This window comes from Streptomyces sp. NPDC002276, from assembly GCF_053891435.1.
Genome location: NZ_JBSFCQ010000024.1, coordinates 1 through 24,872, shown reverse-complemented (window position 1 = coordinate 24,872; position 24,872 = coordinate 1). Strand labels below are relative to the sequence as shown.

Here is a 24,872-nt window from a genome sequence, read left to right as displayed (position 1 = left end):
GTACGCAGTATCTTTACGCCTGGCACTGAGTGCCATACGCTGTGGTCGTGCACGGTGGCACGGCGGGCCGCGCACATGCGTGCCCGGCTCGGCCGCGCACGCGGGATTCCGGCCGAGCGCAGGGAGTTGACAGCGTGTACCACCACTCAGGATTCGCGACCCGTCCGGCAGCCGGCTCCCCGGCGGGCGTACTCGAACCGCACGCCCCGGACGGGGACACCATCCACTTCCAGCGCTGCACCTGGTGCGGCACCGCCATGTACCACCGGCTCCTGTGCCCGGTCTGCCAGGGCGGCGACCTGCGCACGGAGCGCAGCGAGGGGACCGGCACGGTGCGGCACTCGACGGTCGTGCACCGCAACACCCCCGCGGCCCGCAATGTGTCGCTGATAGAGCTGGCCGAGGGCTTCGTGGTGCGCGGCCGGGTCATCGGCCATCCCCTCGGCATCCACAGCGGCGACCGCGTCCGGCTGTCCACGGCCAAGGACCCGGTGCGGGGCGAACCGGTCTTCCAGCTGCTCGACGAGCCGTACCGCGCCTGGCACTGACCGTCGACCCGGTCGGCACCGGTCGGCAGACGGTTCCCGAACGGCCGCACCGCACGGCCGAGTTCGGGCCCGCCCGCCGAAGATCGACCGAATCCTCCTCCACAGGCAACCCACAGCCGCCGCTTCCCGTCCTCCGGGGCGCGAGGGGCTCCCGGGACCGACGGGACGCCCGCGTCTGGGGTTCGAGGAGGAGAACACATTGTTCCGTGCCCGGCGAATATGGGTCACGGCCGCGGCGGTGCTCGCGGTGGCGGGTGGGGTGTCCGGGTCCGCGCAGGCGGTACCACCCTCGGACACCGGACCGTTCACGGCGACGGCCGACGACGGCACTCTGCCACCGGGTTGGCGGATCACCGGGAAGGGATCCGCGCAGCAGTTGGTGTGGCGCTCGGGCAGGCAGGTGCCCATGGGGGACGCCCGGGTCGAGTTCCACGCAGGTGGACGGCTCCTCGGCGTACCGAGTCCTGCGAAGGACGGACGGACCTTCCGGCTCGGCCTCGACGCCGCCTCGCCCGAGAAACTGACGGACCTTCAAGTGGTGGCCGGTGGACGGCGGTTGGACGACGCCGGTGACAACAGTGGTTCCGGCAACGGCCGTTCGGGGGCCGTCGCCCGGCCCGCGGCCCAGCTCCCGGCCGCCGCCGTCGATCCCGGCAAGCCGGGCACGTACCGCACGACGACCGGTGAGTACACGCTCGACTCGGTCCGGCTGCCCGGGTATCCCACGCCGATCGAGATGAAGGCCGTCGTGGTCGCGCCGAAGGGTGCCACCGGCAAGCGGCCGCTCGCGCTGTTCCTGCACGGCCGCCACTACACCTGCTACAAGCCGGGCACCGAGGACATCACCGGGGACTGGCCCTGCCCGACCGGCACCAAGTCCGTCCCGAGCTACCGGGGTTATCTGCGCGACCAGCAACTCCTCGCCTCCCAGGGCTACATGACCGTGTCGATCTCCGCGAACGGCATCAACGCCCAGGACGCCGAGGCCGAGGACGCGGGCGCGCAGGCCCGTTCGTCGCTGGTCCGGCTCCACCTGGCCCACTGGGCCGACTGGTCCGCCCACCCGGGGACCGCTCCGGCGGTCGTCCGCGACGCGCCACCGGCCGACCTCTCCCGCGTGCTGCTGATCGGCCACTCGCGCGGTGGCGAGGGCGTCAACCGGGCGGCGATGGACAGCCTCTACCCGCCGCCGGCCGCACAGGACGGCTATCACGGCCCGGTGCGCTGGAAGATCCGCGGCGCCGTCCTCATCGGCCCCACGATCTTCGGCCAGAACCCGGTGGCCGACGTGCCGTCGGTGACGCTGCTGCCCGGCTGCGACGGTGACGTCTCCGACCTCCAGGGCGAGGTGTACGTCGACGGGACCCGCGGCGTCAGCCGAGGCACCGCGCTGCACAGCGCGGTGTACATCGAGGGCGCCGACCACAACTTTTTCAACACCGAGTGGACCCCGGGCCAGGCGCAGGCGCCCGCCGAGGACGACTTCTACAACGACCCCGACCAGCGGGACGCGGTGTGCTCGCCGGGCACCGCGACCCGGCTGACCGCCGACCAGCAGCACAAGGCGGGCTCCACCTACATCGCCACCGCGGCCCGGCTGTTCGTCGCCGGTGACGACCGGGCGCGCGAGCTGCTCGACGGTTCGGGGCGCCGGGCGCCCTCGGCGGACCCCGCGCGGGTCCTCACCCACGCGGTGGGCGCGAACCGCGGCGCGGGCTTCCTGCCGGACGGTCAAGTCACCGTGTCCGGCGGCAAGTTGTGCTCCGCGGTGGATCCCGACCCGGCCGCCGCCTGCCTGAGCGACAGCAGCCGGGGCATCTCCCCGCACTTCGCGCAGTGGGACACCAGCAAGGAGATCGGCCGCCGTGCCGTAGCGCTGCGCTGGTCCGCGGCCGGTTCACCGACGACGGTGAGTCCGCGCGTTCCGGTCTCCCTGAGCGGCGCCAAGTCCCTCACCCTGCGGGTGATCGTGCCGCCCAACACCACCGGCACCCAGCTCGACGTGTCCCTCACCGATGCCTCCGGCCGCCGCGCGACCCTCGGCCGGGTCCGTGTCGACGGACTGCCCGGCACCGGGCGCACCGCCTCCTACTGGGCGCGCGAGATCCGGGTACCGCTGACCGCCGCCACCCGCGCCGGACTCGACCTGCGCCACGTCAAGTCCCTTGCCCTGACCCCGCGTTCGCGCTCCGGCCAGGCATGGCTGATGGACGCCTGGGGCTGGCGCCCCGGCACTCCGGCGGCCGTCGCGGCCCCGCTCCCGCGCATTGACATCGGCCGACTGACGGTCAAGGAAGGTGACTCGGGCGTCAAGACGTACCGGGTGCCCGTCCAGGTCTCCGGCCGGGGCAGCGGCCAGGTACGGGTCTACGTCTCCGACCCGGCCACCGGCCGGGACACCTCACGCCTGGTGACGGTACGGCCCGGCGGCCACGACCTCGACGTGTCCATCGAAGTGAAGGGCAACACCCGCTTCGACTACGGCGCCCAGCACGACCTGTTCGTGAAGGCGGTGCACGGCGCGGTGGTCGGCGCCCATCACGGTGGCGTGACCACCGAGAACGACGACCCGATGCCCACGTACACCGTCACCCCGATCGCGGACCGGGTCACCGAGGGACAGCCCCTCAAGTGGAAGGTGACGCTGTCGACGCCCGCGGACGTGGACATCAACCCCGTGTTCGCCGTCCAACCGGTCACCACGGGGCCGGAGTTGTCCACCCTCGACGTCGACCCGCAGTGGTTGCGCGAGAACTCCGGTGAGGAGCCCGCCCCGGAGCGGCCCCTGTCCAAGGTGCCGGGCCTGGCCGTCTGGACGACCGTTCCGCCGGGGCGGACCGGTGCGGAACTCAGCCTGCCCACGATCACCGACCAGGTGACCGAGCAGCCCGAGTCCGTGCTCTTCCGGGCCATGGACGACAACGGCGACCCGTTGCCCAACGACCTGGTGCTGACCGGCACGGTGCTCGACCCGTCGTAGCCGAACGCTGTACGTAGTGAAGGGGCCGCAGCCCGAAGGCTGCGGCCCCTTCTCCGTGCGGTGGGTCAACTCGACTGTTTCGTCCCGCCGTTCATCTTGGCGCGGTTCTCGGTGAGGAGTTCCTGGACGCGTTGTTCGATCTCGCGGGGGTCAAGGCCCAGGGCCGCTCCGATGTGGGCCGACCACACCTCGGAGCGGAGGTTGGTCTCGAAGTCGAGGTCGGCGCGGACGTTCTCGCGGGTCGCCTGCCGGTTCTGGCTGACCATGACGAAGGTCGACAGGAAGATGGCCTCCAGGCTGACGATCATCGTGAGCAGTCCGTACGGGTACGGGTCGAAGATCCCGGCGTGCCCGAGGAGCCCTTCGTTGAGGGCGATCCAGACGGCGAACCACAGGGCGTGCAGATAGACGAAGAGCATGGTGCCGGCGAAGGCCGTGATGGCGTCGGCGACCCTGTCCTGGGTGCTGCGCATCCGGGCGAAGACGATCCGCTCCTGCCGCAGCCGCAGGTCGGCCGGGTTCAGCGCGGGGTCCACGGGCGCTCCCTGGGTTCGGTGTGCACGGGTCCGCCCTCAGGCTTTGAGGGTAACGCGGATGCCGACGGTGCCGTCGACCCCACGGCGCAGTCGACTGCCCAGGAGCGTGAGGCGGCCGGTGAGCCCGTACTTGCGCTTGATAAGGGCGCGGTAGCGGGCGGTGGTCTCGGCGTCGGTGAGTTCCGCGGTGCCGGGGACCTGGTCGCCGGTCGGGTTGCCGCGCAGGTCGCAGGGGCCCACGAGGACATCGCCTCGGGCCCGGATGCGCTTCACCTTCCAGGAGTCGGCGACCGTCCACACCCCGAGGGTGTCGCCGTCGCGCACCACCCACACCGGGGTGGGGACCGGGGAGCCGTTCTTGCGGTAGCTGGTGATCAGCAGGTACTGGCCTGCGCCGAGCCGGTCCAGCGGGGTCTCGTCCATGGTCGGCAGTCTAAGCACCCGAGGGTGCCCGCAGGAGATCGAGATACCGGCGGGCGAAAAGGTAGGCGTCTCCGGGCCAGCGCGCCGACAAGTAGTTGCCGTCCTCCACGACGAACGCGTGGGTGTCGTCGCTCGCGGTGCCGCGCCGGGTGAGTTCCCTGGGGCCGCGTGCGAACTGCGTGCCCGGGGCGTCGAGGGCGGCGCGCACCTCGTCCTCCACATAGGCCGGGTAGGTGCGGTAGTAGCGGCCGAGCCGCCAGGCGGTGGTCAAGTAGGCGGTGCGTTCCATGTACTTGGGCAGGCAGGTCGTACGGCGTCCGGCGAGGACGCTCCGGCCGGTGGCCTGGTCCTGGGTACGGGCCAGGACGAGGACGCCGTGGCAGATCGCGCCGACCGGGCGGCCCAGGGCCCAGAACTCCCCCACTTTCGCCCGCAGTTGGGCCGACCCGAGGTACTGGCGCATGCCGGGCGCGTGGCCGCCGGGCAGCAGCAGGCCGTCGAAGCCGGTCACGTCCACGTCCACCCAGGCGACCGTGGCGCCGAACTCCGGTGCTTCGGTGAGCTGTTGGTAGAACCGCTTGGGTTCGTCCTCGGCCCCGAGCTGCCCGAAGAGGACGCCGGTGAGCAGTCGGGGGTCCGCGGCGGGCCGCGTCCCGGCCCGCTCGGTGGCGAGGACGACCTCGTGCCCGGCGTCGGTGAGCAGCCGCCAGGGCACGGCGACCTCGGTGACGTCGAAGTCGCGGTCGGGGACCGGCATCAGCACGCGCATGGGCCCATGATGGCAGCCGGGTCGGGTGTTCATGACAGCACGGCACTGTTCAGCCGAGCGCCGCCGCCATCCGCCCCACGGCTTCCGTGATCACTTCCGGAGACGTCGCCAGATTGAGCCGTACGTGCCCCGCGCCACCGGTCCCGAAGTCGCTGCCGGGACTCAGCGCGACCCTGCCCCGGTCGAGGAAGACCCGCGCCGGATCGTCGCCCAGGCCGAGTTCACGGCAGTCGAGCCAGGCGAGGTAGGTGGCCTCGCCGGGTCGGTACCCCACGGTGGGCAGGTGCTCGGCCAGCAGGCCGGTCAGCAATCGGCGATTGTCGTCGAGGCCGGTCAGCAGCGCGTCCAGCCAGGCGGTGCCGTCGCTCAGGGCGGCGGTGTGGGCGATGACGCCGACGTGACTCGGGCCGTGCCCGACCTCCTCGGGCAGGCGGGCCAGGTCGACGGCGGACGCGGGGCCCGCGACGGCCAGGGCGGCCTTGAGTCCGGCGAGGTTCCAGGCCTTCGACGCCGACATGAGCGACAGCCCGCGCTCCGCGCCCGGGACGCTCAGGTAGGGGACGAAGGCGGCGCCCGCGGCGAGGACCGGTGCGTGGATCTCGTCGGCCACGACCCGCACGCCGTACCGCTCGGCGAGGGCGGCGACGGCGGCCAGTTCGGCGGCGGAGTGCACGGTGCCGGTCGGGTTGTGCGGGCTGCACAGCAGATACGCGGCCCGCCGCCCGCCCGCGACCGCGCGCCGGAAGGCGTCCTCCAGGGCGCCGAGGTCGAGGCGCAGGTCCACGCCGAGCGGCGCTTCCACCACCTGCCGGTCCAGGTGGGTCACGAACTGGAAGAACGGCGGATACACGGGCGGGTTCAGCACCACCGGATCGCCCGGTCCGGTGACCAGCCGGAGCATCTCGACGACGCCCAGCATGACGTCCGGCACGATCCGCGTCCGTTCCACGGCGAGCCCGTCCCAGCCCCACCGCTTCTCCGCGAACGCGGCGAGCGCCTCCGCGTAGGCCGTTCCGGCGGGATAGCCGGTGTCCCCGAGGACGAGCGCGTCCGTGACCGCGCGGACCACCGCGTCGGCGAGCGGCACGTCCATCTCGGCCACCCAGACCGGCAGCACGTCCTCGGGGTAGGTGCGCCATTTCATGCTGGTACGGCGGCGGAGGCGGTCGAGGGTGAGCGCGCGCAGGGGATTCGGTTCACCGGCCGCGGCCTGCGGGTTGCTGGTCATGAGGCTCAAGATAGGGGGACCGCGGCGCGTGGGCGACGGGCCGCGCCGGGCGCCGCCGGGGCCAACTCGGCGGTCCGGAGAGCCTGTTGTGGCCGGCGGCTGAAGCCGATCCTCCAGACGGTGAACGGGAGGGTGCCGGGCCACGTATGGAGGAAGGGCACCTCAACGACCGGAGGTCCTCGCGGTGTTCGGCACCGCACGTTCGGGGTTCGGGAGCCAGGCATGAGGCACGCACGACGACGGGTCGTCCGGCGAGTGACACGGTTGACGGCCGTCGGCGGACTCCTGCTGGGAGGTGCCATGGTCACCCAGGCGGCCATGGCTAGTGACACCCCGGCCAGGGACGCCGCCACGCTCAGCGCGCCACAGACGCCCGCGGACAAGGGTTCCGCCCTGGTGGCGAAGCTCGGTTCGGCCCGTACGGCGGGCAGTTGGGTCGACTCCGGCGGCCGTACGGTCGTCGCGGTGACCGACAAGGCGACGGCGGCCGAGGTGACGAAGGCGGGCGCCGAGGCGAAGGTCGTGCCGTACAGCATGAACCAGCTGAAGTCGGCTGCCACCACGCTGAGTTCGGCGCCCAAGATCGCGGGCACCGCGTGGGCGATGGACTACCGGAACAACAAGGTGCTCGTGGAGGCCGACAGCAGTGTCTCCGCGACCAGTTGGGCCGCGATGACGAAGGTCGCGAAGAGCATCGGCGCCTCGGTGGAGATGCAGCGCACGCAGGGCAAGTTCACCACCCGGATCAATGGGGCGCAGCCCATCCTGTCGACCGGCGGCCGTTGCTCGGCGGGCTACAACGTGACCAACGGCCAGACCGACTTCATCCTCACGGCCGGGCACTGCGGTCCGGTCGGCTCCATCTGGTTCGCGGACAACCAGGGCGACCAGCAGCTCGGTAAGACGGTCTCCGACAACTTCCCCGGCAGCGACTTCTCGCTGGTGCAGTACGCGAGCGGTTCGGCGGGCGAGGGCGCGGACGTCGTCGCGATCGGCAACGGCAGCGGGGTGACCATCACCGGCCTGGCCGACGCGGCCGTGGGCGAGAAGGTCTTCCGCAGCGGCAGCACCAGCGGGCTGCACGACGGCGAGGTGACCGCGCTCGACGCGACGGTGAACTACCCCGAGGGCACGGTCACCGGTCTCATCCAGACCACGGTGTGTGCCGAACCGGGCGACAGCGGCGGCCCGTTGTTCTCCAACGGCATCGCGCTCGGGGTGACCTCGGGCGGCAGTGGTGACTGCAAGGCGGGCGGTACGACGTTCTTCCAGCCGCTGACCAAGGCGCTGGCCGCGCTCAACGTCAAGCTGCTGGTGGCGCCGAAGACGGCCGCCTCGCCCGCGCCGTCCGCCTCGGCGGCAGGCAGCGCGGCGGGTACCGGCTCGGTCACGCCCGGGACGTCGGCTCCGGCGACGAACACCACGGCGGGCACGACGACCCTGGCGTCCCGGCTCACCGACCCCAAGAACGTGGGGCCGGGTCTGCTGGTGATCGCGGGAAGTCTGATCGCGCTGGTGGCGACGCGCTGGATCCGCGCGGAGCAGGACCGCAAGGCCTTCCAGCGGCACTATTCGGCGATGTGGGGCTGATCACGCGGGACCGCGCGGGTAACGCAGATCATGCGGGGAGTTCGTCGCGGGTGATCGTGGGTTGTTGGTCGGGTCGACGGGGGCTCGACCGGCTGGACCGAGGGTCACGAGGAAGGCCGGGCGACGGGATCCGAACGACAGCTGCGCGTCGGCCGGGCGGCTGCTCTCAGGCCGCCGTGGCCGGCTGGGGAGCCGCGGTGGCCCACTCCATCACCAGCCGCCGGTACTCCTCGCGCTGTTCGACGCTCAGTGTCCCGCCCGATCGGAGCCACAGGGCTCTGATCTCCTCGTTGACCTCGGCTGCCGATCGCTCGGTGGCTGATTCAACACGGGTGGACATGGTGTGAAGCATACGTCGCCGTAGGTGAAGGCGATGTGAGTAATCACGAGCCAATCGGACATATCGGACCGTGTTACTGATCACGTCCATCTGTCAAGCCCCGTAACGCATTTCACACCCTGGCCACACCAGACCCAGCACCGATGCGCGCGGTCGCGGAATCGTGTTCCCTCGTAACTGACATATCCCGGCAGAGAAGGACACGCACCTATGACGTTCTCCCTCGGCATCGTCGGAGCAGGCCAGTTCTCCGGCCAGTTCGCCAGGCTGTTCCAGGCCCACCCGGGCGTGAGCGAGGTCTTCGTGACCGACCTCCTGCCGGAGCGGGCGGAGCAACTGGTCGCCGAACAAGGGCTGGCGGGCACCTTCCCCTCGTACGACGCGATGCTGGAGTCGACGGCCGTGGACGCCGTCGCGATCTTCACCCAGCGCTGGACGCACGGCCCGCTGGTCCTCCAGGGACTCGGCGCGGGCAAGCACGTGTACTCGGCGGTCCCGATGGCGATCAGCGCCGAGGAGATCGGGGCCATCATCGACGCGGTCAAGGCGACCGGACTGACGTACATGATGGGCGAGACCAGCCAGTACAACCCGGCGACCGTGCACGCCCGCAACCAGATCGCGGAAGGTGCCTTCGGGCGGATCTTCTACGCCGAGGGCGACTACGTCCACGACATGGATCTGGGGTTCTACGAGGCGTACCGGTACAGCGGCGGCGACAACTGGAAGGCCACCGCCAGCTATCCGCCGCTGCTGTACCCGACGCACTCGGTGGGCGGGGTCCTCGGCGCCTGGCAGACGCACGCGGTGAGCGTGTCCGCGATCGGGGTGGTGGACGAGCGCGGGGACGGGGTCTTCGACCGGGAGGTCAGCCAGTTCGGCAACGACTTCTCCAACGCGACCGCACTGTTCGAGGTGGCGGGCGGCGGTTCGTTCCGTACGAACGAGTTCCGGCGCGTGGGCTATCCCTCGCAGATCCGGGAGTCGCGTTTCCGGTTCTTCGGCACGGACGCGAGCATGGAGCAGCTCGCGACGGTGGCCTTCTGGCAGGACAAGAAGGGGGTGAAGGACATCAGCGAGCTGCTGGAACCCAAGCCCACCATGTCTCCTGACGATCCGTCACTCCAGCACATCGCGCCGGACCTGCGGGCCGCGTTCACCTCCGGCTCGGCACCGGTGCACGACCGGTCGCGGCTGCCGCGGGAGTTCGACAACCTGCACAACGGCCATGAGGGCAGCCACCACTTCCTGGCGGACGACTTCGTGACCGCGGTCAACTCCCGCACCCTGCCCACCGTGAACGCGTGGGTCGCGGCCCGCTACACCCTGCCGGGCATCGTCGCGCACGACTCGGCACGGCAGGGCGGGGCAAGGCTGGAGATCCCGGACTTCGGGGACGCACCCGAGTAACGGAGCGTTTTTCCAAGGGGGTTGCGCGAGCCGGGTGACTGACCGTCAGGTGCCCGGCTTGCGGCCGTAGACGAAGACGTCGTCGCCGTTCTTCAGGAGCGTCCAGTACTTCTTGGCGGTGGCCGGGGTCATGTTGACGCAGCCGTGCGAGCCGGGCGGGTTCCACATGCTGAGGTTGACCGAGTGGAAGGCCTGGCCGCCGTCGAAGAACTGGCTGTAGGGCATGGGCACGTTGTAGATGTTCGAGACGTGGTCGATGTCCCGCCAGTAGATCTTCTTCAGTCCGGTGCGGGTCTCGTAGCCGTTGCGGCCGGTGCGCACGGGGACCGGGCCGTAGACGAGCCGGCTGCCGTCCTGGATCCAGCTGATCTGGAGCGTGAGGTTGACGCAGGCGATCCGGCCCTTGTTGGTCGGGCACTTGCGGGCCGCGTTGGGCTTGTTGCCCACGGCCTTCTGCTTGTTCATCAGGTCCATCACGCCCCAGGTGACGGATCCCGCGTAGCCGATGTTCGGCGTGATGCCGTGCTTGGTCTGGAAGGCCCGTATGGCCTTGCAGTCGGCGGCGGACTGCTTGCCGTCGACGGGCCGGCCGAGGAACTTCTCCACCTGCTTCTGGTACGGCCCGGCCTGCGTCGTACAGCTGGCCGCCGCCTGCGCCGGAACGCTGCCCAGCGCGAGTGTGAGCGGTGCCACCAGCCCGGTGACGCCGAGCACCACGGCACCTCGTCTGCGTATGTCCCCCATGACCTGCCCTTTCCCTTGCCCCGGAACTGCGATCTCTGCCATCTAGACAGGTGCGCAAGGGTAGGGGTTGTAGGACGGGTCACGCTGCGACGAAACGGTGACATTCCTCGCCTTCGAGGTGCCCCGGTGGCAGGCGGCGGCCGTACGCGACCAGAAGCAGGTCCTGCGCCAGGCCGCGCAGGGGTGTGCCGGTGCCGAAGGACCAGTCGAGGTCGTCGGCGCACAGCCGTACGCCGTCGAGGTCGGTGCCGAAGAGGCGGAACGCCCTGGGGTCGACGGCGTTCAGGACGATCCGCAGGCGGTCCTCGGGGACGCGGCGGCCGAGGCCGAGCGCGACCGTGATGTCCAGACCGTGGACGACGTCGTGGCCGAGGGCCGCCGCGATGCCGCCGACGGGCGGTTTCCAGGGGTGGTGGGCGTGCTCGCGGAGGAAACCGGCGAGTTCCCGGTCGGTGTGGTCGGCCGCGTCCCGGCGGGCCAGCCGGTCGGTCGTGCGGTGCAGGCTGCCGCGCGACTTGACCAGCTCCCACAGCACCCGCCCGGTCGAGTACCGGAACCCCATGGACAGATGCGCCACCACCTCACGCACCCGCCATCCCGCGCACAGACTCGGCGCCTCCCACTGCGCGGGCGTCAAGGTGTCCAACAGGTCGGCCAGTTCCCGGCGTTCGGCCGCGATGGCCGTGGTGATGTCGTTCGTCGTGGTCCCCATGTGTCCAGGGTTCCGGTGCCTGATCCATAAGTCCAAGACCGGGTCCGTCTCGCAACTAGCATTGCTGGTTATGGAGTTGAGGCAGCTGCGGTATTTCGTGACGGTCGTCGAGGAGGCCAACTTCACCCGGGCCGCCGAGCGGTTGCATCTCGCGCAGCCCGGGGTGAGCGCGCAGATCCGGCGGCTGGAACGGGAGTTGGGCCAGCCCCTGCTCGACCGGTCGGGGCGGACGGTGCGGCCGACGGAGGTCGGTGCGGCCGTGCTGCCGTACGCGCGGGCGGCTCTCGCGGCCGTCGAGGGGGTGCGGCAGACGGCGGCTGAGTTCGGCGGGCTGCTGCGCGGGCGGGTCGCGATCGGGCTGGTGCCCGGAGCCCTCGGCCATCACATGGACGTGCCCGCGCTGCTCGCCGACTTCCACGACGCGCATCCCCAGGTGGAGATCACCCTCACCGAGGACACCTCGGACCGGATGCTCGCCGCGCTGCGCCACGGGGAGCTGGACATCGCCGTGGCGGGCCTGCCGGACCCCGAGCCGGTACCCGGTCTCGCCCTCCGGATCGTGGTCGACGAACCGCTGGTCGCGGCGGTGGCGCCGGGTCATCCGCTGCTCGACGAACACCGGGGTCGTACGTCCGTCCCGCTGACGGCGTTGCGCGGGCACCGGTTGATCAGTCTGCCCCGGGGGACGGGGGTGCGCGGAGTGCTGGACCGGTTGTGCGCGGACGCGGGCTTCCGGCCCCGCGTGACGTGTGAGGCGGCGGCCCCGGACGCGCTGCTGCGGCTCGCGGAACGGGGGCTCGGGGTGGCCGTGGTCCCCTACCCGCGGGGCGCCTCCGGGACGACGACATCGCGGGCGCTGCGGATGCTCCGCATCGACGACGCCCGGGCACGAGGGCGGGTCGCGGTGGTCTGGCGTACGGACGGCCCCGCGGGACCTGCCGCGCGAGCGTTCCTGGCGGCCTTGCGGGAGCGGTTGCCCGGACGGGAGTAGTACGGACTGTCGGTCCACTTTCCTCGGAGTGGACCGATACCCGGGCCACCGCCCCCGCCTACGCTGCCGCCCATGCACCGCACTCTCGCCGACGACCTCTCCCGGCTCCCCGAACTCCTCCAGTCCGCCCGTGACTTCGCCGCCCGTGAGCTGGGCGGGGTGGCCGAGCGGCCGGTCGTGCACCCCGGGAAGGCGCCCGATCAGAATCCGCTGCCGGTCGACGGGACCGGTGCCGAGGGCGCGCTCGCGCGGTTCGCCGAGCGGTGGGCGCCCGGTTTCTCGGGGTCGGCGGGACCGCGCTACCTCGGGTTCGTGACGGGTGGCGCGACGCCCGCGTCGGTCACCGGGGACTGGCTGACGAGCGCGTACGACCAGAATGTGTCCGGCGCGGCCGGTTCCTGGGCGGCGGCTCTGGAGCGGGAGACGGTGGGCTGGCTGCGCGAGCTGTTCGGGCTGGGCGAGGCGCACTCCGGGGCGTTCGTGACCGGCGCGACCGTGTCGAACACGGTGGGGCTCGCCGTCGCCCGCGAGTGGTTCGGCGAGCGGCTGGGCGTGGACGTGTCCCGGGACGGCGTCTCCGCGCTCGGCCCGGTCGACGTGCTCTCCGGCAGCCCGCACTCCAGCGTCGCCAAGGCGCTGTCCGTGCTGGGCATGGGCCGGGACCGGCTGCGGCCGGTGCCCGTGCTGGCCGGAGGCCGCGAGGCCGTCGACGTGGCTCAACTCGACGCCGCCCTGGCCGAGTTGGGCGGCCGTCCGGCGATCGTCGTGGCGAACGCCGGAACCGTGAACACCGTGGACTTCGACGACCTGCGCGCCATCGCGGCCCTCAAGGAACGGCACGACTTCTGGCTGCACGTGGACGCCGCGTTCGGCGGTTTCGCCGCCCTCTCCCCCGCCCACGCCCACCTCGTCGACGGACTGGACGCGGCGGACTCGGTCTGCGTCGACCTGCACAAGTGGCTCAACGTGCCCTATGACGCGGCCGTCCAGTTCACCCGCCGCCGCGACCTCCAGACCCGCGTGTTCCACAACGCCTCCCCGTACCTCGGCCTGCCGACCGGCGACCCGGACTTCCTCCACCTCACCCCCGAGAACTCCCGCCGACTGCGCGCCCTCCCGGCCTGGTTCTCCCTCCTGGCCTACGGCAGCGCCGGGCACCGCGAGATCGTCGAGCGCAACGTCGCCCTCGCCCACCGCCTCGGCGCGGGCATCGACGCGCTCCCGGGCCTGCGGCTGTCGGCACCGGTCCGGCTGAACGTCGTCTGCTTCACCCTCGCCGACGACCCGACACAGGAACGGGTGGCCGCACTGGCGGAGGCCGTCGCCGCGTCCGGCGAGGCGTTCCTGACCCCGACGGTGTACGACGGGACGCCCGCCCTGCGCGCCGCGTTCAGCAACTGGCGTACGTCCGAGGCCGATACGGACCGGGTGCTGGCGACGCTGGCTTCACTGTCCGTCTGAAATGGCCTGCCGGAAACCGGTGTTGACGACGGCTCCGCGTCCGGAGGCGGCCAGGTGCGGGAGTGCGGCACGGCAGCAGCGGTACGGTCCGGTGAGCGTGATGTCGATGTCGCGGGCCCACTCGTCGTCCGGCTGGTCCTCGAAAAGCGGGTGGTCGGGGGTGCAGTGGGCCGCACTGTTGACCAGGACGTCGAGCGCCCCGAACGTCGCCACGGCATGGGCGACAGCGCGCTCCACCGCCTCCTGGTCCCCCACGTCGCACCCGAACGCCTCGGCCCCGAGCCCGAGTTCACGCAGTGCCGCCGCCGTCTTCTCCGCCTCGGCCGGATCGGCGTCGGTCACCAGCACCCGCGCCCCCTCCTCGGCGAGCCGCCGGGCGACGGCCGCGCCGATGCCGCGTGCCGCACCGGTGACGAGAACTCCGTACCCCTCGAAGCGCCTTGAGTCAGTCATGGTCCAGAACGTACTGCCGTGACGATCAACTCGGCAGATAGCGTGCGGACATGAACGCGTTCATACAGCAACTGCCCGCGCTGATCGGTGTGGTGATCGGGGCGCTCGGCTCCTACCTGGCGATCGTGCGGGGCGACCGGGCGAGGTTCCGGCGCGAGCGGGACGCCCGTTGGGAGGAGCGGCGGCTGGAGGTGTACGCCGAGTACGCCCGGACGTTGAAGAAGTCCGTGACCCTGACGTACCGGGTCGCGTCCCATCTGCGCAACGACCCCCATCCGCACCCGCTGTCCCCGGCGGAGGCGGAACCCCTGCTGGCCCAGGCGACGGTGGACCGTGACCCGTCCGGCGAGGCGCTGATCCTGTTGGGCAGCCCGGAGGTGGTGGAGAAGGCACGGGCATGGGTCGGCGCGGTGATGGAGATGGAGCGGTTCATGCGCGCGGGGACCCATGACCCGGACGCCTGGCGGGAGTTGCTGGAGCGGCAGCGCGCCGGTCGCGAGGGCTACTACGCGGCCGTACGGGACGATCTGGCGCTGCCGCCGGGCCATTCGGCGCGCTGGCCGGTGACCGGGGTCTGATCTCGCCTCACCGGTACCCGGTCACGTCCGCCGCCTTCCCCACGTCCTGCACCTCCACCAGATACCGCCACGCGTCCGGCCGACTCCCGTCGAGGTCCGTGAAGCCGTAGACCGGGGCGAGCTGGCCGCTGGACAGTGACTGCCCGTTCCAGCGGGCCAGTTGAGGATCGGCCGCGAGGGCCGCCACCGCGCGGCCGACGTAGCGCGGGGTCTCCGAGATGGCGAAGTGGGGGACGCGGTCGAGGGCGTCGCGCCAGTTCTCCTCGCGGACGCCGAACTGGTCGAGCATGATCTCCGAGCGCAGCCAGCCCGGGGTGAGCGCCACGGCGGTGGCGCCGCGTGGGCCGAGTTCGTGGCCGAGGGCGAAGGCCATGCGTAGGACGGAGGCCTTGGCGAGGTCGTAGAAGAAGGAGACGCGGTAGGTGTCGCGGTTGTACTCGGCGGTGCCGTCGGTCATTTCGACGACCAGGCCGCCGGGGCGGCGCAGCAGCAAGGGTAGGGCGTGGTGGCTGGTGATCGCGTGTGTCTCCACCGCGAGCCTGAGGAGCCGGAGTCCCTTGTCGAGGTCGTGTTCCCAGAGCGGGGTGTCCCAGGCGAAGAGGTGCTCGCCGCCCCAGATGTCGTTGACGAGGATGTCGAGGCGGCCCTGTTCGCCGTCGATGCGGTCGACGAGGGCCCGTACGGCCGAGGGGTCCAGGTGGTCGGTGGGTACGGCGATACCCCGGCCGCCGGCCGCGGTGACGAGGTCGGCGGTGTCCTCGATCGTCTCGGGCCGGTCGTACTCGGAGCGCCGGGCACGGGTGGTGCGGCCGGTGACGTAGACGGTGGCGCCTGCCGCGCCCAGCTCCACGGCGATCCCGCGTCCCGCTCCGCGCGTCGCCCCCGCGACCAGCGCGACCTTGCCTTCCAGTGGGCCCGGCATGTCCGACCTCCCGTGCTCGTTCGACGTGTCTCATGTCGATCGTGCACGGGAAGCCGGACATCTTCTGTCGGGATTGCGCGCGGGGCGTCAGTGGCCCCGCGCGATCCACTCCTCCAGGTGTGCGGCCTCGGCCCCGACGGTCGTCGAGTCCCCGTGTCCGGTGAGCACCTTCGTCTCCGACGGGAGGGTCAGGAGGCGGTCGCGGATGGAGTCGATGATGGTCGGGAAGTGGGAGTACGAGCGTCCCGTGGCGCCCGGGCCGCCGTGGAAGAGGGTGTCGCCGGTGAAGACCGTGCCGAGTGCGGGGTCGTAGAGGCAGACCGCGCCGGGCGCGTGACCGGGTGTGTGCAGGACCTTCAGGTCGGCGCCCGCGGTCTCGATGACCTGGCCGTCGGCGAGATGGGCGTCGGGGTCGCGGTCGGGGTGGGTCTGCTTCCACAGGGGCAGGTCGTCGGGGTGCAGCCAGATCGTGGCGCCGGTGCGGTCCGCGAGGGCGGGGGCGGCGTCGATGTGGTCGTTGTGGGCGTGGGTGCAGATGATGGCGGTCAGTCTGCGGTCGCCGATCGCCGCGAGGATGGCGTCGGCGTCATGGGCCGCGTCGATGACGACGACCTCGTGGTCGTCGCCGACGATCCACACGTTGTTGTCGACGTCCCAGGTGCCGCCGTCGAGCGTGAACTGCCCCGAGGTGACGAGGTGTTCGATGCGCGCGGCCATCAGAGCACCACCACCGAACGCAGCACGTCCCCGCCGTGCATCCGCTCGAACGCCTTCTCCACCTCGTCGAGTTGGACCGTCTCGGTGACGAACGCGCCCAGGTCCAGGCGGCCTTGCTGGTGCAGGTCGATCAGCATCGGGAAGTCGCGGGAGGGCAGACAGTCGCCGTACCAGGACGACTTGAGGGAACCGCCGCGCCCGAAGACATCGAGGAGCGGGAGTTCGAGCTTCATCTCCGGCGTCGGAACACCGACGAGGACGACCGTGCCGGCGAGATCACGGCCGTAGAAGGCCTGCTTGTACGTCTCGGGGCGGCCGACCGCCTCGATGACGACGTCGGCGCCGAAACCGCCGGTCAGTTCGCGGATCGCCTCGACGGCGTCGGACGTCTTGGAGTTCACGGTGTGGGTGGCGCCCATCGTGAGGGCCTTCTCCAGCTTGCGGTCGTCGATGTCGACGGCGATGATCCGCGCCGCGCCCGCGAGCCGGGCCCCGGCGATGGCGGCGTCGCCGACCCCGCCGCAACCGATGACGGCGACGGTGTCGCCGCGCCCGACGTTCCCGGTGTTGATCGCCGCGCCGATACCGGCCATCACCCCGCAGCCGAGCAGCCCGGCGACGGCCGGGGAAACGGTCGGGTCGACCTTGGTGCACTGGCCCGCCGCGACCAGCGTCTTGTCGGCGAAGGCGCCGATACCCAGGGCCGGGGAGAGCTCCTGGCCGGTCGAGGCGAGGGTCATCTTCTGCTTCGCGTTGTGGGTGTTGAAGCAGTACTGCGGCCGGCCGCGCAGACAGGCCCGGCAATTCCCGCACACCGCACGCCAGTTGAGGATCACGAAGTCACCGGGGGCGACATCGGTGACGCCCTGGCCGACCGACTCCACGATGCCCGCCGCCTCGTGCCCGAGCAGGAAGGGGAAGTCGTCGCTGATGCCGCCCTGCTTGTAGTGCAGGTCGGTGTGACAGACCCCGCAGGCCTGTACCTTCACCACGGCCTCACCGGGGCCGGGGTCGGGTACGACGATCGTCTCGACCCGGACCGGTTCGTTCTTTCCCGGCGCGATCACGCCGCGCACTTCCTGCGCCATGGTCCTGAACCCTTTCGTCGATCGTTGTCCCTGCCTGAGACCCTACGCGTGACTGATCGGTAAGGGCACGACGGCGGCTCGACACCGTCGGCGGCGGCCGACGTAGCCTGACTGCTTCCAACGCATCCCAAGGAGCGACGTGAGCATTGCAGGGACTGAGAGCAGACCTCCGGCCTGGCGGCTTCTTTTCGACTACGTACGGCCGCACCGCTGGGCCCTGTTAGCGGGCGCGCTGCTCTCGCTGGTGACCGGGGGCACCGGGCTGCTGCTGCCGCTGGTGGCGCGGGGACTCATCGACGACCTCTCGCACGACCGGACGATCACCGGGGCGTTGCTCGCGATGTCGGCGCTGGTGGTCGCCAACGCGGCGCTGGGCGCGCTGGGTTCGTATGTTCTGCGGCGCACCGCCGAGTCGGTGGTGCTCGGTGCGCGGCGCGCCCTGTCGTCGTATCTGCTGCGGCTGCGGATCAGCGCGGTGGACCGCAGCGAGCCCGGCGACCTGATGGCCCGCATCACCTCCGACACCACCCTGCTGCGCGAGGTCACCACCGACTCGCTGGTCGGTCTCGGCACGGGCGGGCTCACCCTGGTCGCAACTGTCGTGATGATGGGCCTCGTTGACCCCGTTCTGCTGGGCGTCACCCTCGCCGTGATCGTGGGCGCGGGCGCTGTCCTCAGTGTGATCGTGCCGCGCGTCAAGCGGGCCAGCAGGCAGGCGCAGGACGCGGTCGGTGTGATGGGCGCGTCGCTGGAGCGGATACTCGGCGCGCTGCGCACCGTGAAGGCGTCCGGCGCGGAGTATCGCGAGGAGCACACCCTGCACGCGGCGGCGGAGGAGTCGTGGAGGCAGAGCGTGCGCGCCGCCAAGTGGACCGCGGCGGCGGGCAACACGGCCGGTCTGTCGATGCAGATCGCGTTCATCACCGTCCTCGCGGTGGGCGGGGCACGGGTGGCGACGGGCGCGATCGACATCGGCACCCTGGTCGCGTTCCTCCTCTACGTCTTCTATCTGATGCAGCCGATCCAGCAGGTCGTCAGCGCGATCATGCAGTACCAGACGGGCGCCGCGGCCCTCTCCCGCATCCAGGAGGCCCTGGAACTCCCGGCCGAACCCCCGTCCCTGCCCGCCGAGTTGCCCTCCCCCGGCGCCGAGCCCGCGGCCCTCTCCTTCGACGACGTGCGCTTCCGCTACGCCGACGACCTGCCCTACGTCCACCACGGCGTGACCTTCGAGGTACCGGCCCAGGGCATGACGGCGTTCGTCGGCCCGTCCGGCGCGGGCAAGACCACCGTGTTCTCCCTCATCGAGCGCTTCTACGACCCCGAGTCCGGCTCCATCACCCTCGACGGCCGGGACCTCGCGGACTGGGAGCTGTCCGGGCTCCGCTCCGCCATCGGCTACGTGGAGCAGGACGCGCCGGTCCTGTCGGGCTCCCTGCGCGACAACCTGCTGCTCGGCAATCCGGACGCGGGCGACGACGCCGTCACCCGGGTGCTGAAGACGACCCGCCTGGACGGTCTGGTCGCCCGGCTGCCGAAGGGCGTCGACACCCTGGTCGGCCACCGCGGCACCCGCCTGTCCGGCGGCGAACGCCAGCGCGTCGCGATCGCCCGCGCCCTGCTGCGCCACCCCCGACTGCTGCTTCTGGACGAGGCGACCTCGCAGCTGGACGCGGTCAACGAGGCGGCCCTGCGCGACACCGTCGCCGATGTGGCCCGTACGACGACGGTGCTGGTCGTCGCGCACCGGCTGTCCACGGTGACGATGGCGGACCGGATCGTCGTCATGGACGCGGGCCGGGTCCGCACGGTGGGCACGCACCGGGAACTGGTGAGCGCCGACCCGCTGTACGCGGAGCTGGCGGCGACGCAGTTCCTGGCCACAACGGGCTGACCCGCGGCACGACTGAGGGCCGCCCGTTTCCGGACGGCCCTCAAGGTCTGCGCGGTACGGCTACTCGACCGCGGGGAGGAGTCCCGTGACCGGCGCGGCCATGTCGGTGACCTGGTGCAGCTGCTGGAGGTCGTTCAGATGGTTCAGCGCCTTCATCTGGTCGGCGACCTTGGGGAGCTGCGCCTGGTGCTCGGCGGGGATCTCGCTCACCGCGAGCGAGTCCAGCAAAGCGACCGGGCTGACCTTGCCGTCCTTGAAGGCGGGCGCGTCGGCGGCGTTCGCCATCGGCGCGACGAGGCCGGTGACCCCGACGGCGAGACCAACGGCGGCGGCGATACGTCGTGTTGAGATCATGCTTGCAGCAACGCGGACGGCGGCCGCACGGTCACGGGCGCCGGGCGCCGCTCACCCGTCAGGAGGAGTGCGCCCCTGCGTTTGCCGACCCCGGCACGGCGGAGGAGTCTCGTAGGAGAGGCCCGCCGCGGCTCGCTCCTGTTCGGGCCGCGGCCCTCCGAGGAGGTCACCATGGGCACCGCGGCACGCCCCGGCTTCGACACCGAAGCCCTGCGCCGGGGCATCGAAGATCACACAGCGGCGACACTTCTGTCGCTCTACGCCGACGACGCGGAGATCCACGTCGTCGACCACCAGACCCAGCCCAGCAACCCCAAGGTCCTGCACGGCCGGGACGAGATCGGCGCCATGCTCGCCGACGTCTACAGCCGCGACATGACGCACAAACTGGAGGAGTGCGTCGTACAGGGCGATCGAGTCGCCTACAGCGAGTCCTGTCAGTACGCCGACGGGACCCGGGTCCTCGCCGAGTCGATGCTCGTACTGGACGACGGCAAGATCACCCGGCAGACCATGATCCAGGCATGGGACGGCTAGCGAGGATGGCGCCGAAGGTCCGGGTCACCACCCGGCTGACCTGGACCTTCTCGGCGAGCACGGTACCGGCCGTCACCGCTGGGTCTCGACGGCGAGGACCAGTTTCCGCAGCAGGTCTGCGAGCGTCCGCCGCTCTGCTGGGGTCAGTGCTGCGAGCAGCGCGAGCTCGCCCGCTTCCTCCGCCGCCACATGCTCCTCAAGGACTGCGTATCCGGCGTCGGTGAGCCGTACCCGCACCCGCCGCCGGTCCCCCGTCTCATGAGTACGGGCGATCAGCCCCGCCTCCTCGACGGCCGCCAGCCGCGCGGAGAGCGCCCCGCGAGTCAGTCCCAGGAGTTCCGCCAGCTGTGACGGGCTCGTCTCGTACGGCGGCCCGAGCCTGCGCAGCATGAGCAGCACCTTGAACTGCCACTGCTTGAGCCCGTCGGCGTCTAGCACGTCCCGCCGCGCCTGACCGGCATGGCGCGACAGGATCGCCAGCCGGAAGAAGATCTCCTCCTTCACCGGGTCCATCCAGGCGAGTTCCTTCACCCAGTGCGCCACATGCCGGTCGACCGAGTCCTCCACCGTCTGCCTCCCGCAGTGGTTTTCTTGTGGATAGTTTTTCGCATAACTACCTTCCCCGTCATGACATCCCCAGCGAACGTGGTCATACCCGTCGAGGAACTCATCGCCGCCGCCCACGAGTTGAGCGTGACGGGACGATGGGAGCGCGCCTCGCGCCTGCTGGACGCGTGCACCGCCGTCGAACCGGACCCCCGGGCGCGGATCGCCCGCGCCGCCGCTCAAGTGGCCCTGGAACAGGACTGGTTCGCGGGCACGGACACCGCGACGGCACGTATCGAAGCGGCCGGGAAGGAGTTCCCGGGCGGCGACTGGGACGTGGACTTCGCGCGGCTGCGGAACACCTACCGACGGCTGCTCGTCGTCGACGGCCGGCTCCGGTTGGGCCCGGACGGGAAGGACCCGGAAGCCCTCACGTCTCTGCTCCGCGAGGCGACGGCACTGCGGGACGACGCCCCGGACGAGGGGCGCCGGGGCTGGGCGGAGATGTACCTCGGTCTGATCACGGACAACCACTTCGCCGACCTGGCGGGAGCACCCCCGCACTACACGTCCGCACTGCGCGCCGCCGAGTCGCGCGACGACCCGTTGCTGGCGCGCGAGGCCCTGCGCCACCTCGGCGACCACGACCACGACGCCGGTGACCACGACCTGGCCCTGCACCGCTGGCGCCGAGCGACCACGCTGGGCGCCGGCGCGGGCACGGTCCCCGGCACCCTGTCCCAGCTACTGCTGCTCGCCGTGCTGGCCCGGGACTCCGGCGACGAGGCGGGGGCCAGGGCACTCACGACGGAGGTCGCCCGCTGGGCGGAGGCCATCGGGGCGCCACGTCTCGCGGCGCAGGCCCGGGACTTCCTGGCAGGTGTCGACCCGACTGCACCGCCCGCGGAGAGCGGGTCCTGACGGCCGTAGGACCGGGTATGGGACCGGTCGTGGAGCCTCGGTTACGCTGTTCGTGGGTCGTGACTGGCGCTGAGGTGGAGCACCACCGTGGAGCGGCCCACGCGGAGTGAATGCCGTGCGCCTGGGCGATCGGTCAACCAGCTCAGGAGTGGATCATGTCCCAGGCACGGCTCATGGAGGGTACGGCGCTCGCCCGACGTATCGTCGAGGACACCGCGAAGCAGGCCGCCGACCTCACGGAACGCACCGGTACGGCACCCTGTCTCGCAACGGTCCTGGTCGGCGCGGACCCGGCCTCCGTCACCTACGTCCGGATGAAGCAGAACCGCAGCCGCAAGGCCGGCATCGAGTCCCGGCACGTCGAACTCCCCGCCACCACGACCACCGCCGAACTGGTCGCCACCCTCACCGCGCTCTCCGCCGACCCCACCGTCCACGGCATCCTGCTCCAGCACCCGATGGGTGAACACATCGACGAGCGGGCCGCGTTCGAGGCGATCGCGCCGGAGAAGGACGTCGACGGCGTGACCTTCGCGTCCTTCGCGGCGATGAGCTTCGGGCTGCCGGGCTTCGTGTCCTGCACGCCCGGCGGCATCATGCGGCTGCTCGACGAGTACGACGTCGACCCGTCCGGCAAGCGGGCCGTCGTCGTGGGCCGCAGCGCGATCCTCGGCAAGCCGGTCGGCATGCTGCTCCTGGCCCGCGACGCGACGGTCACCTACTGCCACTCCCGCACCCGGGACCTGTCTTCGGTGGTCCGCGAGGCGGACATCGTGGTCGCCGCCGTGGGCCGCCCCCGGCTGATCCGCGGCGAGGACATCAAGCCGGGCGCGGTCGTGCTCGACGCGGGCTACAACGCGGGCAACGTCGGCGATGTCGACTTCGACTCCGCCGCCGAGCGCGCCTCGCTGATCACGCCGGTGCCGGGCGGCGTCGGCCCGATGACGATCGCCACGCTCCTGGAACAGACCGTGACGGCCGCGGCCCGGCAGCTCGGGGTGTGATCAGCGTGTCCACGCGCTGTAGTCCATGACGTCCCCGGCCTTGACGCCGTACTCGGGCTGGTCCTTCGTGAAGGTGCTCTCCAGCCCGAGAACGGCGCCGGTCGCCGGGTCCATGATCAGCATCAGACGGCTGCCCGACTGCCGATACACATAGGCCTCCCCGCGCCGCCCGAGCCGGTCCGTCACCTCCCCCACCGGCCGCAGCCCCTCCGCCCCCGCGAGCAACCGCGCCAACGCGGCCGACTCACGCGCCCCGAGCGTCCAGTGGTCCAGCAACTCCTCGACGGCGGCGAGGAGTTCGGGAGTCGTCAACGGCGTCTTGCTGTACGCCGTCTCCCGGAGATACGCCCGCAGCCCCGCCACGTCGTGCGGGGGCCGGGCCTCGGGCGGGACATCGCTCCAACTCGGCGGATACGTCGTCTCCTTGACCACATGCCCGTCCTCGACGACACGCTCGGTGTGACTGTCGTCCGCGTTCCAGCGCACGATGCGTTCCTCGGGGATGGTGACCGGCGGTTTGTCGTCGGACATGCCGAGACTCCACGACTGCACGTGAGTTCCCTTGCGCAGCACGGGAGTTCCGTCGACCGCGACCGCCGCGGCGAGAGCGGCGAGCTGTTTCAGGGACACGGGCGTGGAGTGCGCCTGCACGACCAGGGGGCGGGGCGCCGCCACGGCGGGAGTACCGCTGGGCCCGCCCAGCAACAGCGTGAACACGGTCGCCAGCACGGCGACTCCGGCCACGAGACTCCAGAGCAGCCGACGACGCCGTTCGTGGAGCAGCCGGTTGAGCCGACGTGAGGCGTGGTGGTCGAGCGGTCCGTCACCGTAGAGGGGGCCGTCGGCCGTGAACGGGTTGGCGCCACGCAGGAGTTCAAGTTCATCGACCATGGCGTCGATCCTCCGGTCCAGCTGTGGCGCCCCTTAGGGGCGCGGGGAACTGCGCGACCAGCCACGACGGCGCGGCAGAATACTGATTCATCGCCCCGCCCCTCCCAGCACCACGAGACGATCAATCTCCGCTCTCAACCGTCGCCGCGCCCGATGCAATCGCATGGCCGCAGCCCGCACACCGCACCCCAGGACAACGGCGACCTCTTCCACACCCAGTTCCTCCCACGCCGTCAACCGCAGCACCTCCTGGTCGGCGGCCGACAACCGCGCGAGCGCCTCGTGCACCCACCCACCGGGCGCCTCCGCATCGGGCCCCACCGCGATCTGCCGCCCATGCGCGCTCTCGTCGTTGCCCAGCCGGTCGACAAGCCGCCGCCGGCGCCCATACCCCCGTACCGCGTTGGCCAGGCAGTTCCGGGCCACGCCGTACAACCACGGCAGCGGAGCCGACGGCAGATCCGCACGGCGGCGCCAGGCGACGGTGAAGACCTCCGCCACCACTTCCTCCACCTCACCGCTCCGCCCGTCCAGTCGCCGGGCAACGTAGCGGCTGACCGCCCAGTAGTGCTCGCGATAGGCAGCGGCGAAGATCTCGTCGTTGCTCATGTTCCGTTCGTGTCCGGCACCCGGGCGATCGTCACACCCGATTTCGTGATTCTCGTCGCGCCCGTCGAGTGTGACGGGCGGGCGGGGCGCGGACACAGGCGGGGCGTGAGAGACCTCAAGAGCATCAAGTGGCTGACGACCACGGATCACAAGACGATCGGCACGCTGTATCTGGTCACGTCGTTCGCGTTCTTCCTGATCGGCGGCGTCATGGCGCTGCTCATGCGCGCCGAACTCGCCAGACCCGGGCTACAGATCATGTCCAACGAGCAGTTCAACCAGGCGTTCACGATGCACGGCACGATCATGCTGCTGATGTTCGCGACGCCCCTGTTCGCCGGTTTCACCAACTGGATCATGCCGCTCCAGATAGGCGCCCCGGATGTCGCCTTTCCCCGCCTCAACATGTTCGCCTACTGGCTGTATCTCTTCGGCTCGACCATCGCCGTCGGGGGCTTCCTCACCCCCCAAGGCGCGGCCGACTTCGGCTGGTTCGCCTACAGCCCGCTGTCGGACGCGGTCCGCTCGCCGGGCATCGGCGCCGACATGTGGATCATGGGTCTGGCCTTCTCCGGCTTCGGCACGATCCTCGGCGCGGTCAACTTCATCACCACGATCATCTGCAT

General features: G+C 71.1%; 26 protein-coding genes, 1 pseudogene and 1 riboswitch. Of the genes and pseudogenes, 12 read left to right on the top strand and 15 right to left on the bottom strand.

Going from position 1 to position 24,872, the window contains the following annotated elements; all coding sequences use genetic code 11:
• Positions 1 to 134 precede the first annotated feature (134 nt).
• Positions 135 to 548, top strand: a complete 414-nt coding sequence (locus tag ACWIHT_RS40785; protein ID WP_456173620.1) for a Zn-ribbon domain-containing OB-fold protein — start codon at positions 135 to 137, stop codon at positions 546 to 548.
• Positions 549 to 747: 199 nt separating this feature from the next.
• Entirely contained in the window at positions 748 to 3,528 is a 2,781-nt protein-coding gene (locus ACWIHT_RS40780; RefSeq protein ID WP_456173619.1) for a hypothetical protein, read from the top strand.
• Between the two features lie 65 nt (positions 3,529 to 3,593).
• Here ACWIHT_RS40780 and ACWIHT_RS40775 read toward each other — a convergent pair whose 3' ends face one another.
• The 4 genes from ACWIHT_RS40775 to ACWIHT_RS40760 are packed head-to-tail and all read right to left on the bottom strand — an operon-like array spanning position 3,594 to position 6,484.
• Positions 3,594 to 4,064 (bottom strand): DUF1003 domain-containing protein, encoded by a 471-nt coding sequence (locus tag ACWIHT_RS40775; protein WP_456173618.1) that lies wholly within the window; start codon positions 4,062 to 4,064, stop codon positions 3,594 to 3,596.
• A gap of 36 nt (positions 4,065 to 4,100) precedes the next feature.
• Positions 4,101 to 4,487 carry a PPOX class F420-dependent oxidoreductase gene (locus ACWIHT_RS40770; protein WP_456173617.1) on the bottom strand — a complete coding sequence of 129 codons (387 nt, stop codon included), beginning with the start codon at positions 4,485 to 4,487 and terminating at the stop codon, positions 4,101 to 4,103.
• 10 nt (positions 4,488 to 4,497) lie between these two features.
• The gene (locus ACWIHT_RS40765; RefSeq protein WP_456173616.1) at positions 4,498 to 5,256 is read right to left on the bottom strand and encodes a type 1 glutamine amidotransferase domain-containing protein; all 759 of its coding nucleotides are present in this window, start codon (positions 5,254 to 5,256) and stop codon (positions 4,498 to 4,500) included.
• Between the two features lie 49 nt (positions 5,257 to 5,305).
• On the bottom strand, positions 5,306 to 6,484 hold the full coding sequence (locus tag ACWIHT_RS40760) for a MalY/PatB family protein (RefSeq protein WP_456173615.1): 1,179 nt from the start codon (positions 6,482 to 6,484) through the stop codon (positions 5,306 to 5,308).
• A 222-nt stretch (positions 6,485 to 6,706) separates the two neighbouring features.
• On the opposite strand from ACWIHT_RS40760, the gene ACWIHT_RS40755 reads away from it, so the two are divergent.
• On the top strand, positions 6,707 to 8,074 hold the full coding sequence (locus ACWIHT_RS40755; RefSeq protein WP_456173614.1) for a S1 family peptidase: 1,368 nt from the start codon (positions 6,707 to 6,709) through the stop codon (positions 8,072 to 8,074).
• 166 nt (positions 8,075 to 8,240) lie between these two features.
• On the opposite strand, the gene ACWIHT_RS40750 is transcribed toward ACWIHT_RS40755, so the two are convergent.
• The gene (locus ACWIHT_RS40750) at positions 8,241 to 8,426 is read right to left on the bottom strand and encodes a hypothetical protein (RefSeq protein WP_019067850.1); all 186 of its coding nucleotides are present in this window, start codon (positions 8,424 to 8,426) and stop codon (positions 8,241 to 8,243) included.
• 198 nt (positions 8,427 to 8,624) lie between these two features.
• Between ACWIHT_RS40750 and ACWIHT_RS40745 the strand changes: the two genes are divergently transcribed.
• The gene (locus ACWIHT_RS40745; protein ID WP_456173613.1) at positions 8,625 to 9,824 is read left to right on the top strand and encodes a Gfo/Idh/MocA family protein; all 1,200 of its coding nucleotides are present in this window, start codon (positions 8,625 to 8,627) and stop codon (positions 9,822 to 9,824) included.
• Between the two features lie 45 nt (positions 9,825 to 9,869).
• Here ACWIHT_RS40745 and ACWIHT_RS40740 read toward each other — a convergent pair whose 3' ends face one another.
• Positions 9,870 to 10,568, bottom strand: coding sequence for a L,D-transpeptidase family protein (locus ACWIHT_RS40740; RefSeq protein ID WP_456173612.1), 699 nt, complete (start codon positions 10,566 to 10,568; stop codon positions 9,870 to 9,872).
• 79 nt (positions 10,569 to 10,647) lie between these two features.
• Positions 10,648 to 11,280 (bottom strand): maleylpyruvate isomerase family mycothiol-dependent enzyme, encoded by a 633-nt coding sequence (locus tag ACWIHT_RS40735; RefSeq protein WP_456173611.1) that lies wholly within the window; start codon positions 11,278 to 11,280, stop codon positions 10,648 to 10,650.
• A gap of 70 nt (positions 11,281 to 11,350) precedes the next feature.
• On the opposite strand from ACWIHT_RS40735, the gene ACWIHT_RS40730 reads away from it, so the two are divergent.
• Positions 11,351 to 12,271, top strand: coding sequence for a LysR family transcriptional regulator (locus ACWIHT_RS40730; protein ID WP_456173610.1), 921 nt, complete (start codon positions 11,351 to 11,353; stop codon positions 12,269 to 12,271).
• Between the two features lie 72 nt (positions 12,272 to 12,343).
• A complete protein-coding gene (locus ACWIHT_RS40725) occupies positions 12,344 to 13,732 on the top strand; it encodes a pyridoxal phosphate-dependent decarboxylase family protein (protein ID WP_456173609.1) in 1,389 nt (462 codons plus the stop codon).
• Here ACWIHT_RS40725 and ACWIHT_RS40720 read toward each other — a convergent pair.
• Positions 13,727 to 14,185, bottom strand: a pseudogene (locus ACWIHT_RS40720) (SDR family NAD(P)-dependent oxidoreductase); the annotation flags it as partial. The gene ACWIHT_RS40725 and the pseudogene ACWIHT_RS40720 sit on opposite strands and share 6 nt — an antisense overlap.
• Positions 14,186 to 14,235: 50 nt before the next feature.
• On the opposite strand from ACWIHT_RS40720, the gene ACWIHT_RS40715 reads away from it, so the two are divergent.
• A complete protein-coding gene (locus ACWIHT_RS40715; RefSeq protein ID WP_456173608.1) occupies positions 14,236 to 14,763 on the top strand; it encodes a hypothetical protein in 528 nt (175 codons plus the stop codon).
• A gap of 7 nt (positions 14,764 to 14,770) precedes the next feature.
• Here ACWIHT_RS40715 and ACWIHT_RS40710 read toward each other — a convergent pair whose 3' ends face one another.
• The 3 genes from ACWIHT_RS40710 to ACWIHT_RS40700 form a co-directional block, all read right to left on the bottom strand.
• The gene (locus tag ACWIHT_RS40710; RefSeq protein ID WP_456173607.1) at positions 14,771 to 15,685 is read right to left on the bottom strand and encodes an SDR family oxidoreductase; all 915 of its coding nucleotides are present in this window, start codon (positions 15,683 to 15,685) and stop codon (positions 14,771 to 14,773) included.
• Between the two features lie 87 nt (positions 15,686 to 15,772).
• Positions 15,773 to 16,402, bottom strand: coding sequence for an MBL fold metallo-hydrolase (locus ACWIHT_RS40705; RefSeq protein ID WP_456173606.1), 630 nt, complete (start codon positions 16,400 to 16,402; stop codon positions 15,773 to 15,775).
• A complete protein-coding gene (locus ACWIHT_RS40700) occupies positions 16,402 to 17,490 on the bottom strand; it encodes an S-(hydroxymethyl)mycothiol dehydrogenase (RefSeq protein WP_456173605.1) in 1,089 nt (362 codons plus the stop codon). Before ACWIHT_RS40700 ends, ACWIHT_RS40705 begins: the two co-directional genes overlap by 1 nt.
• A gap of 139 nt (positions 17,491 to 17,629) precedes the next feature.
• On the opposite strand from ACWIHT_RS40700, the gene ACWIHT_RS40695 reads away from it, so the two are divergent.
• Positions 17,630 to 19,384 (top strand): ABC transporter ATP-binding protein, encoded by a 1,755-nt coding sequence (locus ACWIHT_RS40695; RefSeq protein ID WP_456173604.1) that lies wholly within the window; start codon positions 17,630 to 17,632, stop codon positions 19,382 to 19,384.
• A gap of 60 nt (positions 19,385 to 19,444) precedes the next feature.
• Here ACWIHT_RS40695 and ACWIHT_RS40690 read toward each other — a convergent pair whose 3' ends face one another.
• Positions 19,445 to 19,738 carry a hypothetical protein gene (locus ACWIHT_RS40690; RefSeq protein ID WP_359608693.1) on the bottom strand — a complete coding sequence of 98 codons (294 nt, stop codon included), beginning with the start codon at positions 19,736 to 19,738 and terminating at the stop codon, positions 19,445 to 19,447.
• 171 nt (positions 19,739 to 19,909) lie between these two features.
• Between ACWIHT_RS40690 and ACWIHT_RS40685 the strand changes: the two genes are divergently transcribed.
• Positions 19,910 to 20,275, top strand: coding sequence for a nuclear transport factor 2 family protein (locus tag ACWIHT_RS40685; protein WP_317884542.1), 366 nt, complete (start codon positions 19,910 to 19,912; stop codon positions 20,273 to 20,275).
• 72 nt (positions 20,276 to 20,347) lie between these two features.
• On the opposite strand, the gene ACWIHT_RS40680 is transcribed toward ACWIHT_RS40685, so the two are convergent.
• Positions 20,348 to 20,842, bottom strand: a complete 495-nt coding sequence (locus ACWIHT_RS40680) for a MarR family winged helix-turn-helix transcriptional regulator (protein WP_456173603.1) — start codon at positions 20,840 to 20,842, stop codon at positions 20,348 to 20,350.
• A 60-nt stretch (positions 20,843 to 20,902) separates the two neighbouring features.
• Between ACWIHT_RS40680 and ACWIHT_RS40675 the strand changes: the two genes are divergently transcribed.
• Both ACWIHT_RS40675 and ACWIHT_RS40670 read left to right on the top strand, forming a co-directional pair.
• Positions 20,903 to 21,742 carry a hypothetical protein gene (locus ACWIHT_RS40675; protein ID WP_456173602.1) on the top strand — a complete coding sequence of 280 codons (840 nt, stop codon included), beginning with the start codon at positions 20,903 to 20,905 and terminating at the stop codon, positions 21,740 to 21,742.
• Positions 21,743 to 21,791: 49 nt separating this feature from the next.
• A riboswitch (ZMP/ZTP riboswitch) is annotated at positions 21,792 to 21,876 on the top strand.
• 21 nt (positions 21,877 to 21,897) lie between these two features.
• Positions 21,898 to 22,746 carry a bifunctional 5,10-methylenetetrahydrofolate dehydrogenase/5,10-methenyltetrahydrofolate cyclohydrolase gene (locus ACWIHT_RS40670; RefSeq protein ID WP_456173601.1) on the top strand — a complete coding sequence of 283 codons (849 nt, stop codon included), beginning with the start codon at positions 21,898 to 21,900 and terminating at the stop codon, positions 22,744 to 22,746.
• Here ACWIHT_RS40670 and ACWIHT_RS40665 read toward each other — a convergent pair whose 3' ends face one another.
• Positions 22,747 to 23,637 carry a CU044_5270 family protein gene (locus ACWIHT_RS40665; protein WP_456173600.1) on the bottom strand — a complete coding sequence of 297 codons (891 nt, stop codon included), beginning with the start codon at positions 23,635 to 23,637 and terminating at the stop codon, positions 22,747 to 22,749.
• 87 nt (positions 23,638 to 23,724) lie between these two features.
• Positions 23,725 to 24,246, bottom strand: a complete 522-nt coding sequence (locus tag ACWIHT_RS40660; RefSeq protein ID WP_456173598.1) for an RNA polymerase sigma factor — start codon at positions 24,244 to 24,246, stop codon at positions 23,725 to 23,727.
• A 105-nt stretch (positions 24,247 to 24,351) separates the two neighbouring features.
• Here ACWIHT_RS40660 and ACWIHT_RS40655 point away from each other — a divergent pair.
• A partial coding sequence (locus tag ACWIHT_RS40655; RefSeq protein WP_456173597.1) for a cbb3-type cytochrome c oxidase subunit I occupies positions 24,352 to 24,872 on the top strand: 521 nt, incomplete at its 3' end.

Bases quoted from the DNA above. Each gene is read 5' to 3' on its own strand.
- ACWIHT_RS40675 (WP_456173602.1), top strand. From the start codon at position 20,903: ATGACATCCCCAGCGAACGTGGTCATACCCGTCGAGGAACTCATCGCC.
- ACWIHT_RS40770 (WP_456173617.1), bottom strand. From the start codon at position 4,487: ATGGACGAGACCCCGCTGGACCGGCTCGGCGCAGGCCAGTACCTGCTG.
- ACWIHT_RS40760 (WP_456173615.1), bottom strand. From the start codon at position 6,484: ATGACCAGCAACCCGCAGGCCGCGGCCGGTGAACCGAATCCCCTGCGC.
- ACWIHT_RS40705 (WP_456173606.1), bottom strand. From the start codon at position 16,402: ATGGCCGCGCGCATCGAACACCTCGTCACCTCGGGGCAGTTCACGCTC.
- ACWIHT_RS40690 (WP_359608693.1), bottom strand. From the start codon at position 19,738: ATGATCTCAACACGACGTATCGCCGCCGCCGTTGGTCTCGCCGTCGGG.
- ACWIHT_RS40730 (WP_456173610.1), top strand. From the start codon at position 11,351: ATGGAGTTGAGGCAGCTGCGGTATTTCGTGACGGTCGTCGAGGAGGCC.
- ACWIHT_RS40765 (WP_456173616.1), bottom strand. From the start codon at position 5,256: ATGCGCGTGCTGATGCCGGTCCCCGACCGCGACTTCGACGTCACCGAG.
- ACWIHT_RS40665 (WP_456173600.1), bottom strand. From the start codon at position 23,637: ATGGTCGATGAACTTGAACTCCTGCGTGGCGCCAACCCGTTCACGGCC.
- ACWIHT_RS40735 (WP_456173611.1), bottom strand. From the start codon at position 11,280: ATGGGGACCACGACGAACGACATCACCACGGCCATCGCGGCCGAACGC.
- ACWIHT_RS40745 (WP_456173613.1), top strand. From the start codon at position 8,625: ATGACGTTCTCCCTCGGCATCGTCGGAGCAGGCCAGTTCTCCGGCCAG.
- ACWIHT_RS40700 (WP_456173605.1), bottom strand. From the start codon at position 17,490: ATGGCGCAGGAAGTGCGCGGCGTGATCGCGCCGGGAAAGAACGAACCG.
- ACWIHT_RS40750 (WP_019067850.1), bottom strand. From the start codon at position 8,426: ATGCTTCACACCATGTCCACCCGTGTTGAATCAGCCACCGAGCGATCG.
- ACWIHT_RS40755 (WP_456173614.1), top strand. From the start codon at position 6,707: ATGAGGCACGCACGACGACGGGTCGTCCGGCGAGTGACACGGTTGACG.
- ACWIHT_RS40725 (WP_456173609.1), top strand. From the start codon at position 12,344: ATGCACCGCACTCTCGCCGACGACCTCTCCCGGCTCCCCGAACTCCTC.
- ACWIHT_RS40715 (WP_456173608.1), top strand. From the start codon at position 14,236: ATGAACGCGTTCATACAGCAACTGCCCGCGCTGATCGGTGTGGTGATC.
- ACWIHT_RS40660 (WP_456173598.1), bottom strand. From the start codon at position 24,246: ATGAGCAACGACGAGATCTTCGCCGCTGCCTATCGCGAGCACTACTGG.
- ACWIHT_RS40740 (WP_456173612.1), bottom strand. From the start codon at position 10,568: ATGGGGGACATACGCAGACGAGGTGCCGTGGTGCTCGGCGTCACCGGG.
- ACWIHT_RS40670 (WP_456173601.1), top strand. From the start codon at position 21,898: ATGTCCCAGGCACGGCTCATGGAGGGTACGGCGCTCGCCCGACGTATC.
- ACWIHT_RS40710 (WP_456173607.1), bottom strand. From the start codon at position 15,685: ATGCCGGGCCCACTGGAAGGCAAGGTCGCGCTGGTCGCGGGGGCGACG.
- ACWIHT_RS40685 (WP_317884542.1), top strand. From the start codon at position 19,910: ATGGGCACCGCGGCACGCCCCGGCTTCGACACCGAAGCCCTGCGCCGG.